16 protein-coding genes are annotated in these 21,316 nt (G+C 70.4%); 11 read left to right on the top strand and 5 right to left on the bottom strand.

Annotation, left to right across the window (positions count from 1 at the left end; all coding sequences use genetic code 11):
* Positions 1-576 (bottom strand): helix-turn-helix domain-containing protein, encoded by a 576-nt coding sequence (locus ACQP2T_RS44945; protein ID WP_433510961.1) that lies wholly within the window; start codon positions 574-576, stop codon positions 1-3.
* 47 nt (positions 577-623) lie between these two features.
* Here ACQP2T_RS44945 and ACQP2T_RS44950 point away from each other — a divergent pair, with 47 nt between their 5' ends.
* The 3 genes from ACQP2T_RS44950 to ACQP2T_RS44960 all read left to right on the top strand — a co-directional run bounded on the left by ACQP2T_RS44950 (position 624) and on the right by ACQP2T_RS44960 (position 3,228).
* A complete protein-coding gene (locus tag ACQP2T_RS44950) occupies positions 624-1,484 on the top strand; it encodes a class I SAM-dependent methyltransferase (RefSeq protein ID WP_433510962.1) in 861 nt (286 codons plus the stop codon).
* Between the two features lie 148 nt (positions 1,485-1,632).
* Positions 1,633-2,508, top strand: a complete 876-nt coding sequence (locus tag ACQP2T_RS44955) for a halocarboxylic acid dehydrogenase DehI family protein (RefSeq protein ID WP_433510963.1) — start codon at positions 1,633-1,635, stop codon at positions 2,506-2,508.
* A gap of 105 nt (positions 2,509-2,613) precedes the next feature.
* Positions 2,614-3,228 carry an L-lactate permease gene (locus ACQP2T_RS44960; protein WP_433510964.1) on the top strand — a complete coding sequence of 205 codons (615 nt, stop codon included), beginning with the start codon at positions 2,614-2,616 and terminating at the stop codon, positions 3,226-3,228.
* A 13-nt stretch (positions 3,229-3,241) separates the two neighbouring features.
* Here the strand turns inward: ACQP2T_RS44960 and ACQP2T_RS44965 are convergent, their stop codons facing one another.
* Positions 3,242-5,284: a zinc ribbon domain-containing protein gene (locus ACQP2T_RS44965; RefSeq protein ID WP_433510965.1), complete on the bottom strand. Its 2,043-nt coding sequence runs from the start codon at positions 5,282-5,284 to the stop codon at positions 3,242-3,244.
* A gap of 487 nt (positions 5,285-5,771) precedes the next feature.
* Here ACQP2T_RS44965 and ACQP2T_RS44970 point away from each other — a divergent pair, with 487 nt between their 5' ends.
* The 6 genes from ACQP2T_RS44970 (at position 5,772) to ACQP2T_RS44995 (ending at position 13,650) form a co-directional block, all read left to right on the top strand.
* Positions 5,772-5,942, top strand: coding sequence for an L-lactate permease (locus tag ACQP2T_RS44970; protein ID WP_433510966.1), 171 nt, complete (start codon positions 5,772-5,774; stop codon positions 5,940-5,942).
* A gap of 29 nt (positions 5,943-5,971) precedes the next feature.
* The gene (locus tag ACQP2T_RS44975) at positions 5,972-6,769 is read left to right on the top strand and encodes an SDR family NAD(P)-dependent oxidoreductase (protein ID WP_433510967.1); all 798 of its coding nucleotides are present in this window, start codon (positions 5,972-5,974) and stop codon (positions 6,767-6,769) included.
* A gap of 91 nt (positions 6,770-6,860) precedes the next feature.
* Complete coding sequence (locus ACQP2T_RS44980) at positions 6,861-7,700, top strand: alpha/beta fold hydrolase (protein ID WP_433510968.1); 840 nt, start codon at positions 6,861-6,863, stop codon at positions 7,698-7,700.
* Between the two features lie 136 nt (positions 7,701-7,836).
* Entirely contained in the window at positions 7,837-10,491 is a 2,655-nt protein-coding gene (lanL, locus tag ACQP2T_RS44985) for a class IV lanthionine synthetase LanL (RefSeq protein ID WP_433510969.1), read from the top strand.
* A gap of 217 nt (positions 10,492-10,708) precedes the next feature.
* Complete coding sequence (locus tag ACQP2T_RS44990) at positions 10,709-12,427, top strand: ABC transporter ATP-binding protein (protein ID WP_433510970.1); 1,719 nt, start codon at positions 10,709-10,711, stop codon at positions 12,425-12,427.
* Entirely contained in the window at positions 12,427-13,650 is a 1,224-nt protein-coding gene (locus tag ACQP2T_RS44995) for a sensor histidine kinase (RefSeq protein WP_433510971.1), read from the top strand. Before ACQP2T_RS44990 ends, ACQP2T_RS44995 begins: the two co-directional genes overlap by 1 nt.
* Positions 13,651-13,726: 76 nt before the next feature.
* On the opposite strand, the gene ACQP2T_RS45000 is transcribed toward ACQP2T_RS44995, so the two are convergent.
* The 3 genes from ACQP2T_RS45000 to recO form a co-directional block, all read right to left on the bottom strand.
* Entirely contained in the window at positions 13,727-17,227 is a 3,501-nt protein-coding gene (locus ACQP2T_RS45000; RefSeq protein WP_433510972.1) for a S8 family serine peptidase, read from the bottom strand.
* Between the two features lie 144 nt (positions 17,228-17,371).
* Positions 17,372-18,157: an isoprenyl transferase gene (locus ACQP2T_RS45005; RefSeq protein ID WP_358174189.1), complete on the bottom strand. Its 786-nt coding sequence runs from the start codon at positions 18,155-18,157 to the stop codon at positions 17,372-17,374.
* Positions 18,154-18,888, bottom strand: coding sequence for a DNA repair protein RecO (gene recO, locus ACQP2T_RS45010; RefSeq protein ID WP_433510973.1), 735 nt, complete (start codon positions 18,886-18,888; stop codon positions 18,154-18,156). The genes ACQP2T_RS45005 and recO overlap by 4 nt, the downstream gene beginning before the upstream one ends.
* A 176-nt stretch (positions 18,889-19,064) precedes the next feature.
* On the opposite strand from recO, the gene ACQP2T_RS45015 reads away from it, so the two are divergent.
* Positions 19,065-20,573 (top strand): CDP-alcohol phosphatidyltransferase family protein, encoded by a 1,509-nt coding sequence (locus ACQP2T_RS45015; protein ID WP_433510974.1) that lies wholly within the window; start codon positions 19,065-19,067, stop codon positions 20,571-20,573.
* Positions 20,570-21,289: a DUF5941 domain-containing protein gene (locus ACQP2T_RS45020; protein ID WP_433510975.1), complete on the top strand. Its 720-nt coding sequence runs from the start codon at positions 20,570-20,572 to the stop codon at positions 21,287-21,289. Before ACQP2T_RS45015 ends, ACQP2T_RS45020 begins: the two co-directional genes overlap by 4 nt.
* Positions 21,290-21,316 lie beyond the last annotated feature (27 nt).

Genomic DNA, 21,316 nt, shown 5'->3' on the forward strand with positions numbered 1-21,316 from the left:
TCACGGCGAAGCGCGGAGATGGGTGCGCTCTCCGTCGTGCTCCAGGATGGTCAGGATCTCGGCCGGACCGTCGTGGGCGCCGAAGGCGTGAGGGATCATGGTCGAGAACTCCGCCGCCTGACCGGTCTCGACCACGATGGTCCGCTCCCCCAGCAGGAGCACGACGGCTCCCGACAGAACGGTGAACCAGTCCCTGCCGGGGTGGACCTTCAGCTCGGCGGGGTCTCGCGGGGGCGGCTTGGTGAGGCGCATCTTGGCCACGGTCATACCGTTCGGCCCCGGCTCCCGGCTCAACGTCCACATGGTCATCCCCCGCGCCTCGTTGCGCTGGGGCCTGATCACCACATCGTCGTCGGTGACCGACTCCACGAGGTGGTCGAGGGTGGTCTCCAGGGCGCGGGCGATCGCGGTCAGCTGGTCGAGGCTGATGCGCCGGTGGCCCGTCTCGATCCGGCTCAGGGTGGACGGGCTGAGGTAGCAGCGGGCCGCCAGATCGTCGAGCGACCAGCCGCGGGCCGTACGCAGTCCCCTGATCCGCTTGCGGACCAAGCCGTCGAGGTCTCCGTCTTGCTTCATACGCAAGACCTTATGCCAACAGGGCAAGGCGGACATAGTCTCCGAACATGGCAACCCACCACGACCACTCCACGGCCGGATCCGACGACGCCGTGATGACCGAACTCCTGGATCTCGACGCGGAGGTGCTGCACGCGTACCTGTCAGAGGTGACCGCCTGGGTCCACCGGCTCGCCGGCGACCCGGCCCCCAGCCACCTCCTCGACCTCGGCAGCGGGACCGGCACCGGCACGTTCGCCCTGCTGGAGCGCTTCGAGAAGGCCGACGTGACGGCGCTGGACATGTCCGCGCCCTATCTGCACCACCTCCGGAACAAGGCCGACGAACGGGGCGTGGCCCACCGTGTCCGCACCGTTCAGGCGGATCTGGACGCGACCTGGCCCGACCTCGACCCCGTCGACCTGGTGTGGGCGGCCTCGTCCTTGCACCACATGGCGGACCCCGTCCGCACGCTCACCGACGTCCGCACGACGCTCCGCCCCGGCGGGCTGCTGGTGGCGGTCGAATTGGAGTCCTTCCCGCACTTTCTGCCCGACGACCTCGGCATCGGCCGCCCCGGGCTCGAAGCGCGCTGCCACGCCGCGATGGCCGAGGAGCGCAACGCCCGGCTCCCGCACATGGGCGCCGACTGGGGCCCGCTCCTGACCCGGGCCGGGTTCACCGTCGAGACCGAACGGGTCTTCACCGTCGACCTGACGCCCCCTCTGCCCGCCGCCACCGGCCGCTACGCCCAGCTGTGCCTGCGACGCATGCGGACCGGCCTGGAAGGGCGGCTGAGCGCCGACGACCTGGCCGCACTCGACGCTCTTCTCGACGAGGAGGGGCCCGACGGCCTCCTGCGGCGGGGCGACCTCCACGTCCGCACCACGCGGACCGCCTGGGCGGCACGACGCCCCGACCGCCGATAGCCGACCGCGCCGTAGGCCAGTCGGCCCATCCCCCGCGACACGCTCCCGAACAGGCTGGGAGCGTGTCGCGGGGGAATCGGCAACAGATGTGAAACGGTGATGAAACACCCTCTTGAGCGATTGGATCCAAATTTGTACCCTACGTTGCATGCAATCTTCGAAGAGCTCCTCGTCGGTCGGCCCGCGGACTGAGGCGATCATCACGACGGAGCCCGGCGATGCCGCCCGTGGCGCGGTGCTCCTGCCGTCGCTGCCCGGCAAGCCCGAATTGACCCCCGAAACCGCCCAGGTGATCGAGGAGATACCGGGCTACCTGGGCGTACCGTTCGTCAGCCCGATCTTCCAGGCGCTCGCGAACTACCCCGACTACCTCGTCCCGGCCTGGAACCGGTTCAAGCCGGTCATCGGGTCACCCGAGTTCAAGCAGGCCGCGGCGGGGCTGAGCGTGCCGGCCCGGCTGCTGCCCGCGCCGGAGGAGTCGTCGGCGGCCGGTGGCATCCGCCGTTACACGATCACGTTCCACCGGCTGCTGCCCGAGATCCTCCTGCTGGCCTCGTGCTGGTACCGAGGGCTGACCGTGGGCGCCCCCGCGGCCCTCGCGCTCGACGGCACCACCCCCGATCCGGGCCCGCGTGGTATCGCCCCGGAAGCGGTCAACATCGTGCCGGACGGCACTCCGCCCGGCGAGGAACTGGCGCGGGTGTACGAGGAGATCCGCACCGTGCACGGTCATCCCCGGGTGCTGAGCTACTACCGCGCGATCGGCGGCTTCATGCCGCAGGTGTGGCGGCGGCTGGAGCCGATCGCCCGCAGCGCGGAGTACGCCGCGGCGCGCGAGCAGGTGCTGGCCGACGCCGCCGCCGCTGCCGCCCGCCTGCCCGTCCCGGTGATCGACACGGCTCACGCGGACGAGGTGGCGGCTATTCTCGCGGTGTTCCGGGTCCGGCTGATCCCCTCGCTGCTGCTCGACACGGCGGTCGTTCTCGCGCTTCTGGGGGAGAACGCGGCGATCGTCACCGCCTGACGCTCCGGCCGGCTTTCGCGGCATCGGGGGATCGCCGCTCCACACCCTCCATCCCCGGTGACCCCGTGTCAGGGGCCATCTCGATCCCGCTGAGGGGTTGTGTCCATGTACCAGCAGATCTTCGACCCTGTCCTCGGACAGCTCGGGCTGTCCGCCCTCGTCGCCGCGATCCCGTTGCTCATGTTCGTCCTACTCGGCGTCTTCCGGTGGAGGGCGCATTGGGCGGGTCTGGCGGCGCTGGTGGCGGCTGAGCTCGGCCGCGATCGAGTTCGACTGGCCCGAATTGTCCATTCCCGGCTCGACGGGCAAACCGGTCGCCACGCTCTTCTCGTTCAACTTCCTGCCGACCGCCGCACGCTCCTTTTCGTCTCCGGAGTGCTCACCACCCTGATGCTGAAGGTCTCGGCGGGCCGGGCGGCTCGCATCAACGCCGTCACGGTCAAGCAGCTGACCTGGACGATCGTGTGCGTGCTCTGCGTTCTCGCGCTCGCCTACGTGATGAACCTGTCGGGCCAGACCGGCTCACTGGGCCGCGGCCTGGCCGCCCTGGGCGCGGTGTTCGCCTTCTTCTCGCCGGTCATCGGCTGGATCGGCGTGGCGATCACCGAGCCGGACAACTCCTCGAACGCGCTGTTCGGAGCCGTACAGGTCACCGCGGCGCAGCAGACGGGGTTGTCTCCGCAGATGATCTCCCCGCAGAGCGTCTTGAATTCTCTGTAGTTCCCTGAAGGAATCAGGCAACCCGGACGGGCGTGGTCTGCTTTGGGCTGTCCCGGTGCTCGGTGAGTGTGAGTACGGGGGTGGCTTTGGCGTGGTGGAAGCCGGTCCGGTGGTGAGAGTTCCTGACATGCCCTGTCCGGTACGGCTGGTGCCGTCCCGGCTTGGGTGCATGGCCCGCCGGACGCTGTCCACCGCTGGCAGGCGGTGGGACGGGCACCGTGCGCCGGTCGGGCACACGGCTGGAGGTCATTGCTTGGTCGGCCGGGTTGTTGGCTGAGCGGCCGGCCGAGGTGTTGGTCAGGTTGTTGGGGGTGCGGGTGGGGCGTTTCGGGGTGGGCCGGTTCTTGGACCGGTCGCGCGCGGCTGGTCGGGGGTGCAGGTCGGTTCGGGTGCGGCGGGCGCGCCGGGCGGCGCGGGTGGGTTTGCGCGGTCGGCGGGCGCGGGCCACGTTGCCTTCCACGACGGTGACGATGGTGCGGGCGCCGGTGGAGCGGTGGGTGCGGGTGGCGTTTTGGCCGAGCAGGCCGCGCGAGACGATCCGCTCGGCGGCTGCCCGGTCCCGGTCACACGACAGGCCGCAGGCCGGGCAGTATGCCCAAGTCCAGCCCTTCTCGGTGAGCCGGTCGGGGGCCGGGCAGTGGGTGAGCACCGACGTACCCTGGCCGCAGCGGGGGCAGCAACGGGAGGTCCCGCGCGCCGGGACAGTGACCACCGCGACGGCGTGCTTGGCGGCCAGGTGCCGGATCGCTTCGACGATCTGCCCGCGTACCTGCCCCGACAGGCGCGCGTTCGCCCGTCCTCGGCGGCCGCGCGCTTCCAGGGTGGCCAGGTCTTCCAGATAGATGACCGTCGCCCCCGCAAACACCGCCTGGTCGACCGCCCAGCGTGACGCCGACCAGGCCAGCGCCTTGTTCAGGTGCCGGATGCGGGCGCACAGGCGTTCGTGTTCGACTCCGATGCGCTGACAAGCTGCGGCCAGCCGGGCGAAACGGGGGTCGGCGGGCGTGATCTGCGCCAGGAGCCGTTCCTGGTGGCGGTGCTTGGCGGTCAGGTGCTGCCGCTCAGCCCGCAACCGGTGCAGCTTGGCGCTGATGCCGCGCGCGTCGTAGGCTAGCGGGCGCCCGTCGCCGATCACCCTGCCGTCGGAGGTCTCCCGGCCCTCGGCCAACTCCCCTACCGTGCCGGTCAGCAGGGTGTTGAGGCCCCAGTCGAAGCCGCACCCGACCGTATGGCCGGTAGCGGGCGCGACAGTGATCGGGATCTGGAACGGCAGGTCGACGCGTACCCGGCCCTTGCTCACCCGCACAGTGGGGGCGCACAGCTTCGCTTCCGGCGCGACGGTCGGCGGCAACGCGAGCGGCAGCACATGCCACGCCCAGTCCCTGGCGGAGGCGGGAAACTCCACCAGCGGAAGCCGTACCCGCAACAGGGCGCCGCGCTCGCCTGTGCGCTCCAGGGTGAGCAGTTGCCGGTCGGCCGCCGCCAGCACCACCTGCGTCGCCACCTTCGGCGGGTCCTCCAACTCGGTCAGATCAGCCGGGAACACCTCATGCGCGTCGAGGTAGGCGCGGATCTGCCGGGTTCGGTTACGGATCTCCGCCGCGCTCACCCCGCCGGGCAGCACAGCGCGCAGTGCCGCCCATTCGGTGTCCGTCCGGGCACCCGGATCGCGCGGCCAACTCGCCACGATCGCCGACACCATAACGCGCCGGTGCAGTGCTAGTCGCAAGGCGCGGGCGGCCTGCTCCTGCGCACACCGCAGCACCCGATCGCACACATACACCCCCGGCCGCGGGCCCACACCCCAGCCCAGTCGACGGACAGCCATCCAGCCCTTCGACGGCAACACCCGCCCGTCCAACCCCCGCCCGGACACCAACGCATCCAAATCTGCCACACTCCACCGGGCAGCGACGATACGGGCGGTGATATCCCGGGCCAGGCCGGTCAGCCAGGCGACCCGCTGCGCCAGGAGCGGCTGAGCAACGACCTCACCGGTCTTCTCCACCGTGGCGGCATGCGCGGTGCAGGTCGCGGTCGCGGTTAGCGTACTCACGCGCCGCCCCCGCTGCCAGATGGCATCGACGCGAGACGGCATCGATGCGTGTCCCGCACAACCTGCATCCCCGCCACCCCCACCCGCACGATGCGTAACGGCAACACTACCAACAGTTCGCCGCGCGGGATAGAACATGTGAGCGATACCCAGCCGCCGGACACCGTCCACCCTCTCAACCCACCACGAGCCAACACCCCACCCGCGCTCAGACCGCACAGCGCAACGACCACTCGCCCGCCACGGCTGCGACCCTGCGTGCCACCTTCACGGGCACAGCGTGGACAACGAGATCGAGACCAGCCTGGGGACACCCCGCCGACCGCGCCGAAAACCGATCCACAGCGCCTCCGGCCAAGGACACGAACATGACCGCCACATGCTCATCCACACCAACCCAAGCCGGGTACACCTCCAGACGCCTGACCGCCATCAACCTCAACAAAACCACTACGAGGTCACAGCAGAACCTTAGGTTCCCTAGGGAGTGCGAAGGACCGTTCGCACCCTGGCCATCGCGGCCGCCGTGGTCGGCCTGCAGGGCAAGGAGGGGGACATCTTCCGCAAGGTCATCGGCTACAGCCTCGCCCTGCTGGCCCTGATCTCCCTGCTGGTCCTCCTCCAGTCCACTCCCGTACTGGGCTGGATGCTTCCATAGAACACTCTCACTGACACTGGAGACAGAAGATGACCAACCGGTACCGTGCCCTGTTCGATCTCACCGGCAAGCCGGCCCTCGTGATGGGGGCGGCGTCCGGCATCGGGCAGGCCACGGCCCAGATGCTCGCCGGTCTCGGAGCGCACGTCGTCTGCGCCGACCTCGACGGCGCGGGCGCCGCGGACACGGCCAAGACCATCGTCGCCGAGGGCGGCACCGCCCAGGGCCTCACCGCCGACCTGGGCAGTCATGAGCAGGTCGCGGAGGCCGTACGCACGACCGTGGACGCCTATGGCCGGCTGGACATCGCCGTGTCCACGCCCGGCATCAACATCCGCAAGCGGATGGCCGCCTACACCGAGGAGGAGTTCGACCGCATCGTCGGCCTCAACCTCAAGGGCACGTTCTTCTTCCTCCAGGAGGCCAGCGCGGTCATGGCGGAGCAGGGCGGAGGCAGCATCATCGCGTGCTCGTCCATGCGGGCGCTGATGGTCGAGCCCGGTCTCGGGGTGTACGCCTCCACGAAGGCGGCCATCCTGCAGATGGTGCGCGGCCTCGCCACCGAGGTCGGTCCCCGGGGAGTCCGGGTCAACACGATCGCCCCCGGAGTCATCGACACCCCGCTCACCCGGCCGCTGTGGGACGACGTCAAGGCCAGGGACGCCTACAGCGCGCACACCGTCTTCGGCAGGTGGGGCAGCGCCGACGAGGTCGCCTCCGCGGTGGCCTTCCTGGCCAGTGACGCGGCCTCGTACGTCACCGGGACCAACCTCGTCGTCGACGCGGGCTGGACCGTCATCGACGGCCGCTTCGACCCGGGCCGCTGACTTCAGGCCCGGCTGACCAGGCGCGGGACGCCGGCCGGGGCTCGGGATAATCGGTTGCCCCTGCCGGAACACCGTTGAAAGGATCCACGCCATGCCTGCCTTCTCCGCACCTGACGGAACCACCCTGGCCTACCAGGTGTCCGGAGCGGGCACCCCGCTGATCTGCCTGCCGGGCGGCCCGATGCAGGACGCCGACTACCTCGGCGAGCTCGGCGGCCTGTCGGCGCATCGACAGTTGATCATGGTGGACCCTCGGGGCACCGGCCGGTCCGCGACGCCGGAGGACGCCACCTCCTACCGCTGTGACCGGCTGGTCGACGACGTCGAGGCACTGCGCGGGCACCTCGGTCTTGACCGGATCGACCTGCTCGCGCACTGCGCCGGCGCGAACCTCGCGGCCCTGTACACGGCCCGGCATCCGCGACGCGTCGGCAAGCTCGCGCTGATCACGCCGAGCCCCTTCGCCGTCGGCCTCGCGGCCACCGGTGAGGACCGGCTGAAGATCGCGCGGCTGCGCGAGGACGAGCCCTGGTTCGCGGCCGCCTTCGCGGCCCTTGAGGCGATCATGGGCGGCAAGGCCACCGACGACAGCTGGACTGCCATCGACCCCTTCTTCTACGGCCGGTGGGACGCGGCCGCACAGGCCCACCACGCCGCTCAGGAAGGTCATCGAAACGATGAGGCCGCCGCCGCCTTCGGCGCCGAGGGCGTCTACGACCCGGCCGCCACCCGCGCGGCACTGGCCGCGTTCGACGCGCCGGTGCTGCTGCTGGCCGGCGAGGTCGACCTGAACACGCCCCCGAGCCTCGTGGCCGAGTACGCCGGGCTGTTCCCCAAGGCCGAGTTCGTCGTTCAACCGCGAGCGGGCCACTTCCCGTGGGTCGACGGCGCCGACCGGTTCGTGACGACGATCGCGAAGTTCCTGGGCTGACACCTGCGGCCTTGCTCGCCGCCCCTCTGACGATCGGTCAGTCGCCGACAGCCCCTGTCAGCGAAATGCAAGGCCCGTCGGCCACCCTCCTATGGAGCGCTCCAACGAGCGGCGCCGGACTTCGGGAGGTAGTGCCATGGGGGCGGACGCGACCATTCTGCGCGACCTCGTGACCGACGAGCTGGCCCGGTCCGGCGACGGCGACTGGGTGATCGAAGCGGCCGATTTCTGGTGCCGGGTCACTCCCGACGGCTACCCGATGCCCGATCAGGGATGGAAGCTGCACCTCTCCGCCACGATGCTGTCGGCCCCCTTCGTGCTGACCCAGGTCGCCCGGGTGCTCATCGAGGCGGGTTGTGCCTTCAAGTTCCCCGACCGGCTCGGCGACTACTGGGAGCTGCTCGCCCCGCACTGCGCGCGGGCGCAGGCGGGCAAGTTCGTCACCGCCTACCCGGCCGGCGACGCCGAATCCGTACGCCTGGCCGCCCTCCTCGACGAGGCCACCAGGGGGCTGCCAGGCCCGGCGATCCTCTCCGACCGGCCCTACCGCGCGGGCGGCCTCGTCCACTACCGCTATGGCGCCTTCTCCGGGCACCGGACACTGGGGAACGACGGGTTCTACGAGGTACGGCTGCGCGCTCCGGGAGGACAGCTGGTCCGCGACGAACGGGCGGCCTCCTTCACCCCGCCGAGCTTCGCGACCTGCCCCTTCCCCCAAGCAGCGAAAAGGACGGGCTCGGCCGCGGTCATGCTCAACGACCGGTTCGTGGTGCGGGAGGCGATCAGACACGCCAACAGGGGCGGCGTGTACATCGCCGAAGACACGAAGACCGGCCGCGAGGTCGTCATCAAGGAGGGTCGCCCGCATGCCTCCTCCGACCTCAGCGGCCGGGACGCCAAGGACCGGCTGGCTCTCGAACGTTCGGCTCTCGACGACCTCGCCACCACCGGCGGCGTACCGGCCGTCGTGGACTCCTTCGAACAGGGCGGCCACGCCTTCCTCGCCGAGGAGCTGGTGCCGGGCCACACCGCGCACCGATGGGCGGAGGCGCACGCGACGTCTCTCGGCCGGGACGGCTTCGGCTGCCCGGCCGAGCAGGTCGTACCGGTCGTCGCGCGCCTGGTCGACCTGCTGCGAAAGGTGCACGAGCAGGGCTACGTCTTCCGGGACCTCTCCCCCGGCAATGTCATGATCCTGCCCGACGGCCAGATCCGGCTCGTCGACCTGGAGTACGCGGCCAAGCGGGACAGCACCGTCATGATCGGCGGCACCCCCGGCTATCTCGCGCCGGAGCTGGCACCGTACTCCGGAGCCTTCCGGCAGGCGCCCACGGCGGCGGCGGACCTCTACAGCCTCGGCGCGCTGGTGTACTTCCTCGCGGTCGGCGCCGAGCTCGGCCTGGCGGAGGACGAGGAGACCGGCCCGGCTTGGGGCGCCCGCGTCGGCGATCACCTGGCCAGGGTCGCCGCGAGCAACCCCGCGCTGGCGCGGCTCCGGCCCATGGTGGCGGGCCTGCTGGCCGAGCCCGAGCACCGCTGGACGCTCGATGCCTGCGCGCGTTTCCTGGCCAAGCTCCAAGAGCCCCTCGCGCGACGTGTTCTCCCGCCTCGCGTGAGCGCGGACGACCTGGTCGCCGACGGGCTCGCCTGGCTGGCCGAGACCATGGACGACCGCCCCGACAGCCCGTCCCCCTGGCCCAACATCACCTACGGGCTCGAAGCCGACCCCTGCGCGGTGAGCGCCGGCGCGGCCGGCATCCTCCCGGTTCTCCCGCCCGAACAGGCCGGCACCGTCTCGCGCTGGCTCCGCCGCCGCCTCGCCGAGGAGGACGTCTGGCCGTCCGGCCTCTACGCCGGGCGATCCGGCGCCCTCTGGGCGTTGTACGAGGCGGCGCGGGACGCGGAGTCGAGGGACTTCGCGGTGCGGGCCGCGTACCGGCTGCCGACCGACCATCCCAGCCCGGACATGACCCACGGCCTGGCCGGGTGCGCCATGGCCACCCTGCGCCTGGCCATCCGCGCCGACGACGCCGCGCTGCGCGAGCGGGCCGCCCGGATGCTCCAGAACCTGCACGACGCGCGGTCCTCGCTGGACGGGCGCCCGCAATGGCTGACACCGGCCTCCCATGACTCCAGCCTCGCCGGCACCAACCACTTCGGCTTCGCCCATGGCCTGGCGGGAATCGGCACCGCCCTGCTCTACGGGGGCGTCGCCTTCGGCCAGGCGGAGTGGCTGGAGACCGTGCGCGAGGTGGCCCACACGTTCTACGCGTACGCCGATGTCGAACGGGGTGCGGCCTGGTGGCCGTACCGGCGTGACGAGCCCGGGTCCGTACGGCCGCGCCGCCCCCATTGGTGCAGCGGATCGTCGGGCGTCGGCTCGTTCCTCATCCGCTACTGGCACGCCACCGGCGACCCGATCGCGCTGGAACTCGCCGAACAGGCGGCGGTCGCCGTACACCGGACGAGGTGGCAGTCGGGCTCGGTCCTGTGCCACGGCCTGCCGGGCGAAGGCGACTTCCTGCTCGACATGGCCGAATTCACCGGAGACGCGCGGTACCACCGACGGGCGGAGGATCTGGCCACCTGCCTGACCACGCGAGCCGTCAGGCGCGCGGGGCGGCTGCACGTGCCCGACCGCCTGGGCCGGATCCTGCCGACCTACCTGGGCGGGACCTCGGGCGTCCTCGCCTTCCTGCTGCGCCTGCGACACGGACATCAGCGCCTGTGGATGCTCGACGACGTCATCGGGCGCCCAGCCCATGAGCTCACCGTGCTTCGAGCACGGTGATACCGAAGGAACGGAACCAGAGAGAGGGGGAGAACATGTCTTTCGACGTTCAGGACCTGCAGAACCTGCAGGAGCGTGAGCCGAGCACCTCGGAGTCGGCGCTGCTGAGCAACTGCATCAAGCACCCGGGTTGCACCGACACCAACTGATGAAGAGAGCGGCGTGCGGCCTGGCATCGGCCGCACGCCGTTTCCAGATCTCCGAGAGGGCAGGCGTCGTGACGATCCGCAGGATCATCCGGCTGTTCACGCCGTACCGTCGGGCCGTCCTGCTCGTCGTGCTGCTGGTCGCGATCTTCTCCGCGCTGAACGCGGCCGTGCCGCTGCTGACCCAGGTCGTCTTCGACCGCGCCCTGTTCGGGGCGGGCGGCCCGCGGCCGGGCCTGCTGGCCCTGATCGCCGCTCTGGCGGCGGTCGTCGCGGCCGGGGCGGCGGGTGTCGACCTGGCCCAGGCGTGGATCTCGGCCCGCATGGCCCAGCGGGTCATCCATTCCTTGCGTACGCGGCTGTTCGGCCACCTGCAGCGGATGCCGCTGGGCTTCTTCGCCGCCGCCCGGAGCGGCGAGATCCAGTCGAGGCTGGCCAACGACACCGACCAGATCGAGGACGCGATCAAGGACACGCTGCCCAGCCTGCTCGGCAGCCTGCTGGGGTTCCTGTTCGCGCTGGGGGCGATGTTCTCGCTGTCGTGGCGGCTCGCGGCGGTCACCCTCTGCCTGGCGCCGACCATCCTGTGGGTCACCGCGCGTTCGGGACGCGCGCTCAAGATCCTCTCCGCCGCCGGCCAGCGCGCCCGCGCGGAGATCGCCTCCATCGCCGCCGAACGCCTCTCCCTGGGCGGCATCACGCTCGCCAGGGTGCACGGGCGCGACGACCACGAGGCCGAGGTGTTCGCCGCGGAGAGCGAACGGCTGGCCGGGCTGGGCGTCCGCGCCAGCCTGGCCGCTCAGTCGGTGCTGAGCGCGGGGCACATCTTCTTCGTCCTGACTCCGTACATCGTGTTCGTCGCGGCCGGGCTCATGGACGGGATCACGCCCGGCACGCTCATGGCGTTCGTGGTCCTGCAGTCGAGGCTCTACCAGCCGCTCTGGCAGATCCTGCACATCTCGACGGAGTTCCGCACCGCCCAGGCGGCCTTCGAGCGGGTCTTCGAGTACCTGGACCTGCCCCCGGGATCGCCGCCGCCCGTGGGCGGAGCAGGAGCGGGTGAGGTGCGCGTCGCGGACGCCTCGTACGCCTACGCGGGGCCGGAGGGCGAGACCCGGTGGGCGCTGCGCGAGGTGACCCTCGACCTGCCCGCCGCCTCCGCCACCCTGATCGTCGGCCCGAACGGATCGGGCAAGACGACGCTCGGCCACCTGCTCGCCGGTCTGTACGAACCGGCGGAGGGCTCCGTACGGACCGGCGGACGCGTCTGCCTGGCCCCACAGGAGGCGCTGCTCTTCCAGGGCTCCATCGCCGACAACCTCCGCTACGCCGCCCCCGACGCCGGCCTGGACGACCTGGTCGCGGCCTGCGCGACCACCAGGATGCACGAGCGGATCATGGCCCTGCCAGACGGCTACGACTCCGTGGTCGGCGAGCGCGGGGCGCTGTTCTCCGGCGGTGAACGCCAGCGCCTCGCCCTGGCCCGCGCGCTCCTGAGCGACGCGCCCGTCCTGGTCCTGGATGAGGCGACGTCCGCGCTCGACCCGCTGACCGAACGCGAGGTCGTCAAAGCGGTTCTGGAACGCCGAAGGGGGCTGACCACGGTGATGATCACCCATCGGTTCGGGGGTCTGGACGCGTTCGACACGGTCGTCGTCCTGGACGGCGGACGCGTGGCCGAGTCGGGCACGCCCCCGGAACTGCTCGGCGACCGGCACGGCCTGTACGCGCGGATGGTCCGCGCCCAAGCCGTCCAGCGGCGCGCGGAGATCGCCGCTAACATGCGCTGATGCGGGTAAAGCTGCTGTCGTCCCTCAGACGGCTGGCCGCGATGAACCCTTTCATCGTCGACCTGGCTTTCGGCGCGGCGGTCGCCGCCATCACCTTGACGTTCATGTTCTCCGTTGGCGGGGCCGAGGCGGGCTACGCGGAGCGTCCCCTGGATGCCGTCGGTGTGGCGTTGACTCTGGTGGCCAACCTCGTACTGGCCTGGCGGCGGCGCGCGCCCATCACCGTGCTGGCGATCTCCTGCGCCGCGGCGCTCGTCTTCCACCTGGCCGGTTACGACTCCAGGTTCAACGAAGTGGCGCCGCTGCTGGCGCTGTACACCGTGGCCAGCCGGTGGCGTCCGGCCGTGTCGCTCCCCTGCGTGCTTCCCATGGCGGCCGGTTGGTGGCATGCCGCCTTCCTCGCCCCGCCCGACTTCGCCTGGCCGAACATCCTGCAGGTGAGCATCATGGTCGCCGTCGCCTGGACGTTCGGCAACAGCACCCGGATGCTGGTCGAGCGCAACAAGCAGCTGGCCCACCTCACCGGACGGCTGCGCCAGGAGCAGGAGGACAAGGCGCGGCGCGCCGTCACCGAGGAACGGGTGCGCATCGCCCGCGAGCTGCACGACGTGGTCGCCCACCACATGTCGGTCATCGTGCTCCAGGCGGGGCTCGCCCGGTACGTCTTCGGCACCGATCCCGCCACCGCGCGCGGCGCGCTCACCACCATCGCCGACACCGGCAGCGAGGCCATGGGCGAGATGAGACGGCTGCTGTCCGTCCTGCGCATAGAAGCGAACGACGACGCGGACGGTTATGACCCGGCACCTGGCCTGCAACGGCTCGAACAGCTGGTGGAACGGGTGAACTCGGCCGGCCTGCCGGTGAAGATGTCGATCACCGGCGCCGTACGCCCGTTACCTCCGGGAATCGACCTGTGCGCCTACCGGATCGTCCAGGAATCCCTCACCAACGTGCTGAAGCACGCGGGCCCGGCGACGGCGACGGTCTCGCTCCATTACGGCGCCGAGCTGGAGCTGCGCGTCACCGACGACGGCAGCGGCCCGGCCGTCACCCCGGAGGGGGATGGTCACGGCCTGATCGGCATGCGCGAACGCGTCAAGCTCTACGGGGGAACGGTCACGGCCGCCTCGAAGCCGTCAGGCGGATTCGAGGTCTCGGTCACCCTGCCCCTGGCCTCCCCGACTGTGGACGATCATCCTTCGGAATCCAGTTCACAATGACGGCGAACCTGCGATACTGCACTGAAAAGCCTCCCGGGCCCGCCTTAGAGGCGGGCCCGGGTCATTTCTGGCTATTTCACGAGACCTTGTCGGGCCGCTCCGAGACGCGGATGGCGTTGACGATCGTCATGCCCTGCCGCGTGGCGAAGCGGACGTTGAGCTGGCCGTCGGTGACCTTCACCGTGTACTGCCTGCTGACGGCCGTGTACGTGCCCGCCTCCAGCGCCAGGTCCAGCGCCGGGATCGCGAGCTGGCCCTCGACGAGCACGTCGAAGACCCGGCGACCGATCTGCGTCGACTTGACGTCGGCGAAGTCCAGCTCGACGGTGTACGTCCCGGCCGGCACGTTGTCGAAGCGGTATTCCAGCATCCCTTCGCGAGCCGTCTTGAACAGCGCCTGGTCGTCGGTGCCCTTGATGGCCTTGGACGAGGTGGTCGTACGGGTCGAGGTGGCGATATACCCGTAGCCGCCGGTGCTGTACTTCTTGTCGGCCGTCCACGCGTCACCGGCGGTGTCGGTCACGGCCTTGGTGCCGCCGGCCTCCACGGCCACCTGGAGCTTGGGCACCACGACCGTCACCGTGACCTCGATGATCGGCTGCCGCCCGCTGGCCGACTTCACGATCAGCTTGCCCGAGCGGTACGTGCCCGGCTGGACGCCGGTGCTGGACACGCTGACCTTCAGCGTGACCGCCTGCCCCTTGGCCAGATCGCCCGCCGTCGGTGTGACGCCGATCCAGGTCTGCGCCGGGTCGGTGGTGACGGTGTACGCCGTGGGCGAGCCGAGGTTGGTCAGCTCCATCGTGCGGGTCCTGGCGGCGTTGGTGGGCATCACCACGGTCAGCTCACTGACCGAGGCGCTGACCCGGCCGGTGACCAGCGCGGTGTCGATCCTGGTGACCGTCGTCGGCGCGATCGTCACGGTCTTGGTGAAGGTGCCGTAGTTCTCCTTCGACACCACCACTTCATAGTCGCCGGCCAGGACCTGCCCGTAGAAGGCGCCGTCCTCGCCGGTGGTGTAGGTGGCCACGTCGCCCACCTTCACCGTCGCGCCCGCCAGCGGCTTGCCGTCGTTGGCGTCGGTGACGGTGCCGGTCACCAGGCCGTGCCTGCTCGCGACGAACGTCACGCCCTGCCCGTTGGACAGCGCGGCCTCCTCGTTGGCGTACTGGAGCGCGTCGGTGCCCGTCGCGTTCTCGATGCCGATCGTGGCGCTGGTGCCCTTGTCGCGCTCGCTCTCGATGTCCTTGTAGCGGTAGCTCATCGTGCCGTCCTCGCCCAGCAGGGCCGCGAACGAGACACGCTGATCGGTGGCCGAGTAGAACTTCACGTTGCGCCACTCGACCACGAACTGGCGGTGCGGCGCCGTCCCCGTGACGCCGGTGTAGACGCCGCTGTCGGCGTCCACCACCAGGTCGTCCCAGTACGGGTAGACGGCGTTGTTGGGCGTACCGGCGCTGGGCAGCTTGCCGTTGCTGCCGGTGACGACCCTGTCGGTGGCGAAGGTGGCGAACCCGTTGGTGCTGATCCACGCCTTGCTCTGCCCCACCCCGTAGAACGGGACCGGGAACGGCAACGTCACCTGCTGCGCCTCGTCGTCGCCCGAGAGCGCGAGCTTGTCGGTGCCCGCGACGTACGGGGCGGCGGCGCTGCGGCAGGTGTAGCCGAAGTCGTCACCGCGCAACGGCAGCTCGACGTCCTTGGTCACGTCCCCGGCCACCGTGACGGACGCCGTGGCGCCGCTGGCACACCGGGAGGCCGGAGTGATCGTGAGGTCGTAGGTGCCGTTCGGCAGCGTCATCCGGTAACGGCCGGCGGCGTCGGTGACCGCGCTGACGGGCGTGCCGGCCGCCTCGACCTTGGCGCCCGGCTCCGGCGTGCCCGCCGTGGTGACCGTGCCGGTCACCACGCCCGTGGCCTTCTGCGTCATCGTCACGTCGGCGGTGGTGCTCTGGTCGGCCGCGATCGTCGCCGTCGCGCTGCCCTTGTCGTAGCCGAACTTCTCCGTGGCGATCTGGTAGTCGCCCGGCAGCAGGCGCGGGACGGCGTACGTCCCGTCCGTACCGGTGACCACCGTACGGCTCAGCGGCCCGGACAGGGTGACCGTGGCACCCGACACCGGGCTGCCCGCGGCGGTGACCGTACCCTTGAGGTCGCCGAGACCCCCGCGCGGCGCGGCCGACACCGCGGCGAAGGAGTCCAGGCGGCCCTCGCCCCAGACGTTGTTGTCGGCGGCGGTGCCGCCGCAACTGGTGTCGTTGACGTCGATCGCGGTGCTGTCGAGCAGCGGCCGGGTGGCGGCCACGTCACCCTGGAGCCCCGGTGAGGCCGACCAGATCAGCGCCACCGTCGCGGCCAGGTGCGGCGAGGCCATCGATGTGCCCGTGTAGCTGTCGTAGCCGTTGCCGGGCACCGACGAGCGGACGTCCACGGCGGGGGCGGCCAGGTTCGGCTTGATCTCGCCGTTCTCGCCCTCTCCCTTGCTGGAGCGGGCGTACAGGACGTTGTTGACGTCGAAGCCGCCCGCGCTGTAGCTGTTCACGTACTGGCCGGGCGAGCCGCTGGTCCGGCACGCGGGCCCCTCGTTGCCGTTGGCGAAGGCCGGGAAGATGCCGGCGGCGATCCACGCGTCGACGATCTCCTTGTACCAGGGATCGAAGCCCACGCCGCCCCAGGAGTTGTTGACGATGTCGGGGGCCAGGTCGGGGCGCGGGTTGGCGCCGTTCAGGTCGGTGGGGGCGAGCATCCACTGGCCGGCGGCGAGCAGCGAGGCGTCCGTGCAGGTGTTGACCTCACAGCCCTTGGCGGCGATCCACTTGGCGCCGGGCGCCACACCGATGCCGTTGACTCCGACCATGGTGCCCATGACGTGCGTGCCGTGCCCCAGGTTGTCGCAGGGCGCCGCGCTCGGGCAGATGTGCGCCGGGTCGAACCAGTTGTAGTTGTGGTCGACGGAGCCGTCAGGGCTCCTGCCGCGGTAGGCGGCGGCCAGCTCGGGGTGGTCGAACTGGGCGCCGGAGTCGATGGTGCCGACCACGATGCCCTCGCCGCGGTCGCCGAGCTCGTTCCAGACGCGCGGGGCGTTGACGCGGTCGATGTTCCACTCGACGGCGTTGACCTTCGCCTCGGCCTTGCCGGGCGCCGGCTTCGGCAGCGACACGGTCCGTACGGGGTCGATGCGGTCCACTTCCGGCAGGGTGGCGATCTCGGCCGCCAGCTTGGGGCCGGCGGTCACCCTGACGGCGTTGACGATCCAGTACGGGGTGTAGTCGGCCTCATGGGAGTCCAGCAGCTTGCGCAGGGCCGCCTGCGAGCTGCCCGCCTTGGCGGTCTTGGCCTCGAAGACCTGCTCGGCCTTGTCGTCCTTGGTCGTGGCCCGGCGGGCACCGCTGAGGTCGGCGGTGCCCTTCAGGCGTACCCAGAAGGTGGCCTTTCCGTCCGCTGCCAGGTCGGCCTGGACGGATTGATTGATCTTTCCCGGATCGGGCGCGGCTTGGGCCACGCCCTGGGGGAGGATGAGGGTGACAGCGGCGGCGACCGCGATCAAGATCGCACGCCAATGGGGGGTGGACGGCACACGCTCTCCTTCACGCCATGGAGTAGAGCTGATCTTTACGCCTATGGGGAGAAGAGTGAAGAGAACGTGTCAGCTTTGCAAGGGCCCGACCATAACAAGACATGACTTGTCATGAAATATCGTCTGATGGGGCATTTGGTGGGGCTAGACCTGGTTGGGGATCTGGTTGGGGATCGCCCCTCCGTAGCGCCTGTCGCGCTTGGCGAAGGTCTCGCACGCCTCCCAGAGATCGCGGCGGTCGAAGTCCGGCCAGAGCCGGTCGAGGAACACCATCTCGGCGTAGGCCGACTGCCACAGCAGGAAGTTGGAGAACCGCTGCTCCCCCGACGACCGTACGAACAGGTCGACCTCCGGGATCTCCGGCTCGTCCAGATAACGGGCGAACACCTTCTCGTTGACTTTCGACGGCTTGACCCGGCCCGCCGCGATGTCGTCGGCCAGCCGTAGCGCCGCCTCGACGATCTCCGCCTGGCCGCCGTAGTTGACGCAGAACTGCAACGTCAGCTTCCGGTTGTCCTTGGTCAGCTCCTCGGCGGTCTGCAGCTCGGAGATCACGCTCTTCCACAGGCGGCCCGGCTTGCCCGCCCAGCGCACCCGTACGCCCATCGCGTGCAACTCGTCACGGCGCCGCCGGATGACGTCGCGGTTGAAGCCCATGAGGAAGCGGACCTCGTCGGGCGAGCGCTTCCAGTTCTCCGTGGAGAACGCGTACGCGGACAGGTAGGGAATGCCCAGCTCCAGCGCGCCCTCGATGACGTCGAACAGCGACGCCTCGCCGGCCTTGTGCCCTTCGGTGCGCGGCAGCCCGCGGGCCTTGGCCCAGCGGCCGTTACCGTCCATGATGATGGCCACATGCTTGGGCACCAGGTCACGCGGGATCGGCGGCGCGACCGCGCCGGACGGATGCGGGGTCGGGGGTCGGACGTTCACACAGGCTCCCTTTCGACGTGTCGGAGAGAGCGTATTCCGTGTTCGAGGTGCCATTGGAGATATGCGGCGACGAGGCCGCTGCATTCGCCGCGATGCCGTGACTGCGAGGCGTCGGCCGTGGCCCAGTCGCCGCGCAGCAGCGCGGTCATGAGCCCGATCGTCTCCCCCGCGGGCACCACCGATCCGGACGGTTTGCACGCACCGCACACCACGCCACCGGCCACGATGGCGAACGCCCTGATCGCCGGGGCCTGACACCGGGCGCACGCGTCCAGCGCGGGGGCGTAGCCGGCGACCGCCAGGGAGCGCAGGAAGTAGGCGTCGAGCACCAGCCTGGCCTCGTGCTCGCCGTCGGCCAGTGTGCGCAGCCCGCCCACCAGCAGCAGGAACTGCCTTAGCGCCGGCTCTTTCTCGCCCTGCGTGAGCCGGTCGGCGGTCTCCAGCATCGCCGTGCCCGCGGTGTAGCGGGGATAGTCGATCGCCAGCGCCTCGCCGTAGGGCCTGATGGTCTCCGCCTGCGTGACGACGTCGAGGGTGCGGCCGGTGTGCAGCTGCAGGTCGACGTGGGTGAACGGCTCCAGCCTGGCCCCGAAGCGCGAGGTGGTGCGGCGCACGCCCTTGGCCACGGCGCGGACCTTGCCGGTGCGCTTGGCCAGGATGGTGACGATGCGGTCGGCCTCACCGAGCTTCTGCGTGCGCAGAACCACGCCTTCGTCACGATAGAGACTCACTCGCCCATCCTATGGCGCGCCAAGGTCATGCTCGGGTGGAGCGGCTCCGCAAAGGCCGGGTGGAACGGCTTCGCAGAGCGCGGATGGAGCGACTTTGCGCAACCCTCACTAGACTTTGACGTCCGTCCCCGCTCTACCCGTTGTTCAACCCCCCGCAACCGCCTCGAAAGGGAGTCATGACCCGCGTGGTCCTGCTGGGCTCTTCGCCCGGCCCCGACACCGCTCCGACCGGCCTGAGGCTGGCCGCGCTGCCTGGCAATCCCACCGTGGCCGAACGGCTGCGCAGCCAGATCCTCTCCCTGGATCCGCAGCCGGCCACGATCGAGCCCGGCGACGTGGCCTCCGCTCTGCGCGCGCTGGCCGACGTAGCCGAGTCCGCAACGGAGAACCTGTTCCTGATCCCGGACAACTCGATCGTCCACGACGAGCTGATCTACCAGATCACCAAGGCCAAGCGCGGCGCGCTGGCCCTCGTCGCCAAGGAGCCGCGCCCGGACGTGGTCGACCAGGCGCAAGAGGACATCGTCCCGATCGACGAGGCGGAGCCCGAGATCGGGCTCAACAAGCTCGAAGGGCTGCCCGTCCGCGCCCGCGCCGGCAAGTCCCGCATCATCTCCGTCGGCACCGCCAACCACGCCGTGACCAGGCCCAACACGGTGCTGCTCGGCCCCCTGCACGTGAGCGCGCGCAACGCTCCCACGCTGGCGGAGACCTGCCGCGAACTCGCCGACATGGCCGGCTCGTTCGGCGCCGACGACGACCTGGTCCAGCTGATCGTCTTCGGCCTGGTCCGCAAGGGCGTGTCCGTCGGCATCCGCGGCCGCCGCGACCTCTTCTACCGCCGGGTCATCACCCAGGAGGAGGTCAACGAGGCCGGCACCGAGATGTCCGGCATCGACGAGGACCGGGCCAGACTCAACAACGCGGTCAAGGGTGCGGATGGCTTCTTCACCACCTATTTCGTCTCCACCTACTCCCGCTTCATCGCCCGCTGGGCCGCCCGTCGCGGCCTGACGCCCAACCAGGTCACGCTCATCTCGATCACGCTCGGCGTGCTCGCCGCGGCCTGCTTCGCCACCGGCGCCCGGCCGTGGATGGTGGCGGGCGGCGTGCTGATCTACTTCGCCTTCGTCTTCGACTGCGTCGACGGCCAGGTCGCCCGCTACGCCCGTAAGTTCGGCGTGCTCGGCGCGTGGCTCGACGCCACCTTCGACCGCTTCAAGGAATACGTCGTCTTCGCCGGCCTGGCCATCGGCTGGGTCGTATCGGGCAACGGCGATGACATCTGGATTCTCGCGCTGGCGGCACTCGGCCTGCAGTCCACCCGCCACCTGCTCGACTTCTCCTTCGGTGTCTCCAACCGCCGCAAACCGCCCGCCCAGCTGCCCACGCTTCCCCTGGACGCCCCCGACGACCGCGCCCTGCGCAAGGCGCTGGAGCGTCGTAAGGTGGAGCGCAGTCAGGGCATCCGGGGCGTGCTCAAGATGTGGACCCGCGCCGGACGGTTCCGAGCGGTGCACTGGGCGCGTAAGATGATCGTCTTCCCCATCGGCGAGCGGTTCGCGGCCATCGCGATCACCGCCGCCCTCTTCGACGCCCGCATCACCTTCCTCACCCTGGTGATCTGGGGCTCCGTCGCCGCCGCCTACACCCTCACCGGACGCCTCATGAGGTCGCTCGCATGATCACCGCACCACTGGCCGCAGCAACTCCCACGCCGGATCCCGACGAGGAACGCCGCCGCATCCAGACCGCCCGCCTACTCGCCTACCGCGACGACGGCCCTCTCGTACACGCGCTGGCGGGCCGCATCGGCAAGGGCATCCCGCCGGTCCCGGCCACGCTCGTCGCCCTACTGGCGGTCGTGGCCGTGACGGTCACCGGCGTGCTGAAGCCCGGTCCCATCCTGCTCGTGCCCCCGCTGATCGTGCTCCTGCTGGTGCTGCCGACCGCGCCCCGCGACCACCTGGGCCGCCTCGACTGGCTCACCCCGCCGCTGCTGCGCGGCGCCGAGTTCTTCACGATCATCGCGGTGGGGCTGGCGGCCGACGTGCCGAAGTGGCTGCTGTTCGTGCTCGTGTACGTCGTGGGTTATCACACGTACGACACCGTCTACCGGACACGGCAGAGCATCTGGCCGCCCGCGTGGGTCTTCCACGCGGGGCTCGGCTGGGAGCTGCGCCTGCTGATCATCGGTGTCGGCGCGGCGCTGGGCGTACTGACGCCGGTGCTGGCGGTGCTGACGGCGTACCTGTTCGTGCTGTTCGCGGTGGAGAGCGTGACGAGCTGGGTCCGCCTGGACAAGGCGTCCGCCCAGGCAGGCGCCGACGCCGAACAGGACCTGGAGGCGTCTCCGGAGGACGCCATGGAACAGGCCACCGGCGAGGCCGAGAAGGGCTGACTCCCCTCCCTCCCCCCTGCACCACCC

The organism is Nonomuraea sp. CA-143628, from assembly GCF_050942315.1.
Classification (GTDB): Bacteria; Actinomycetota; Actinomycetes; order Streptosporangiales; family Streptosporangiaceae; genus Nonomuraea.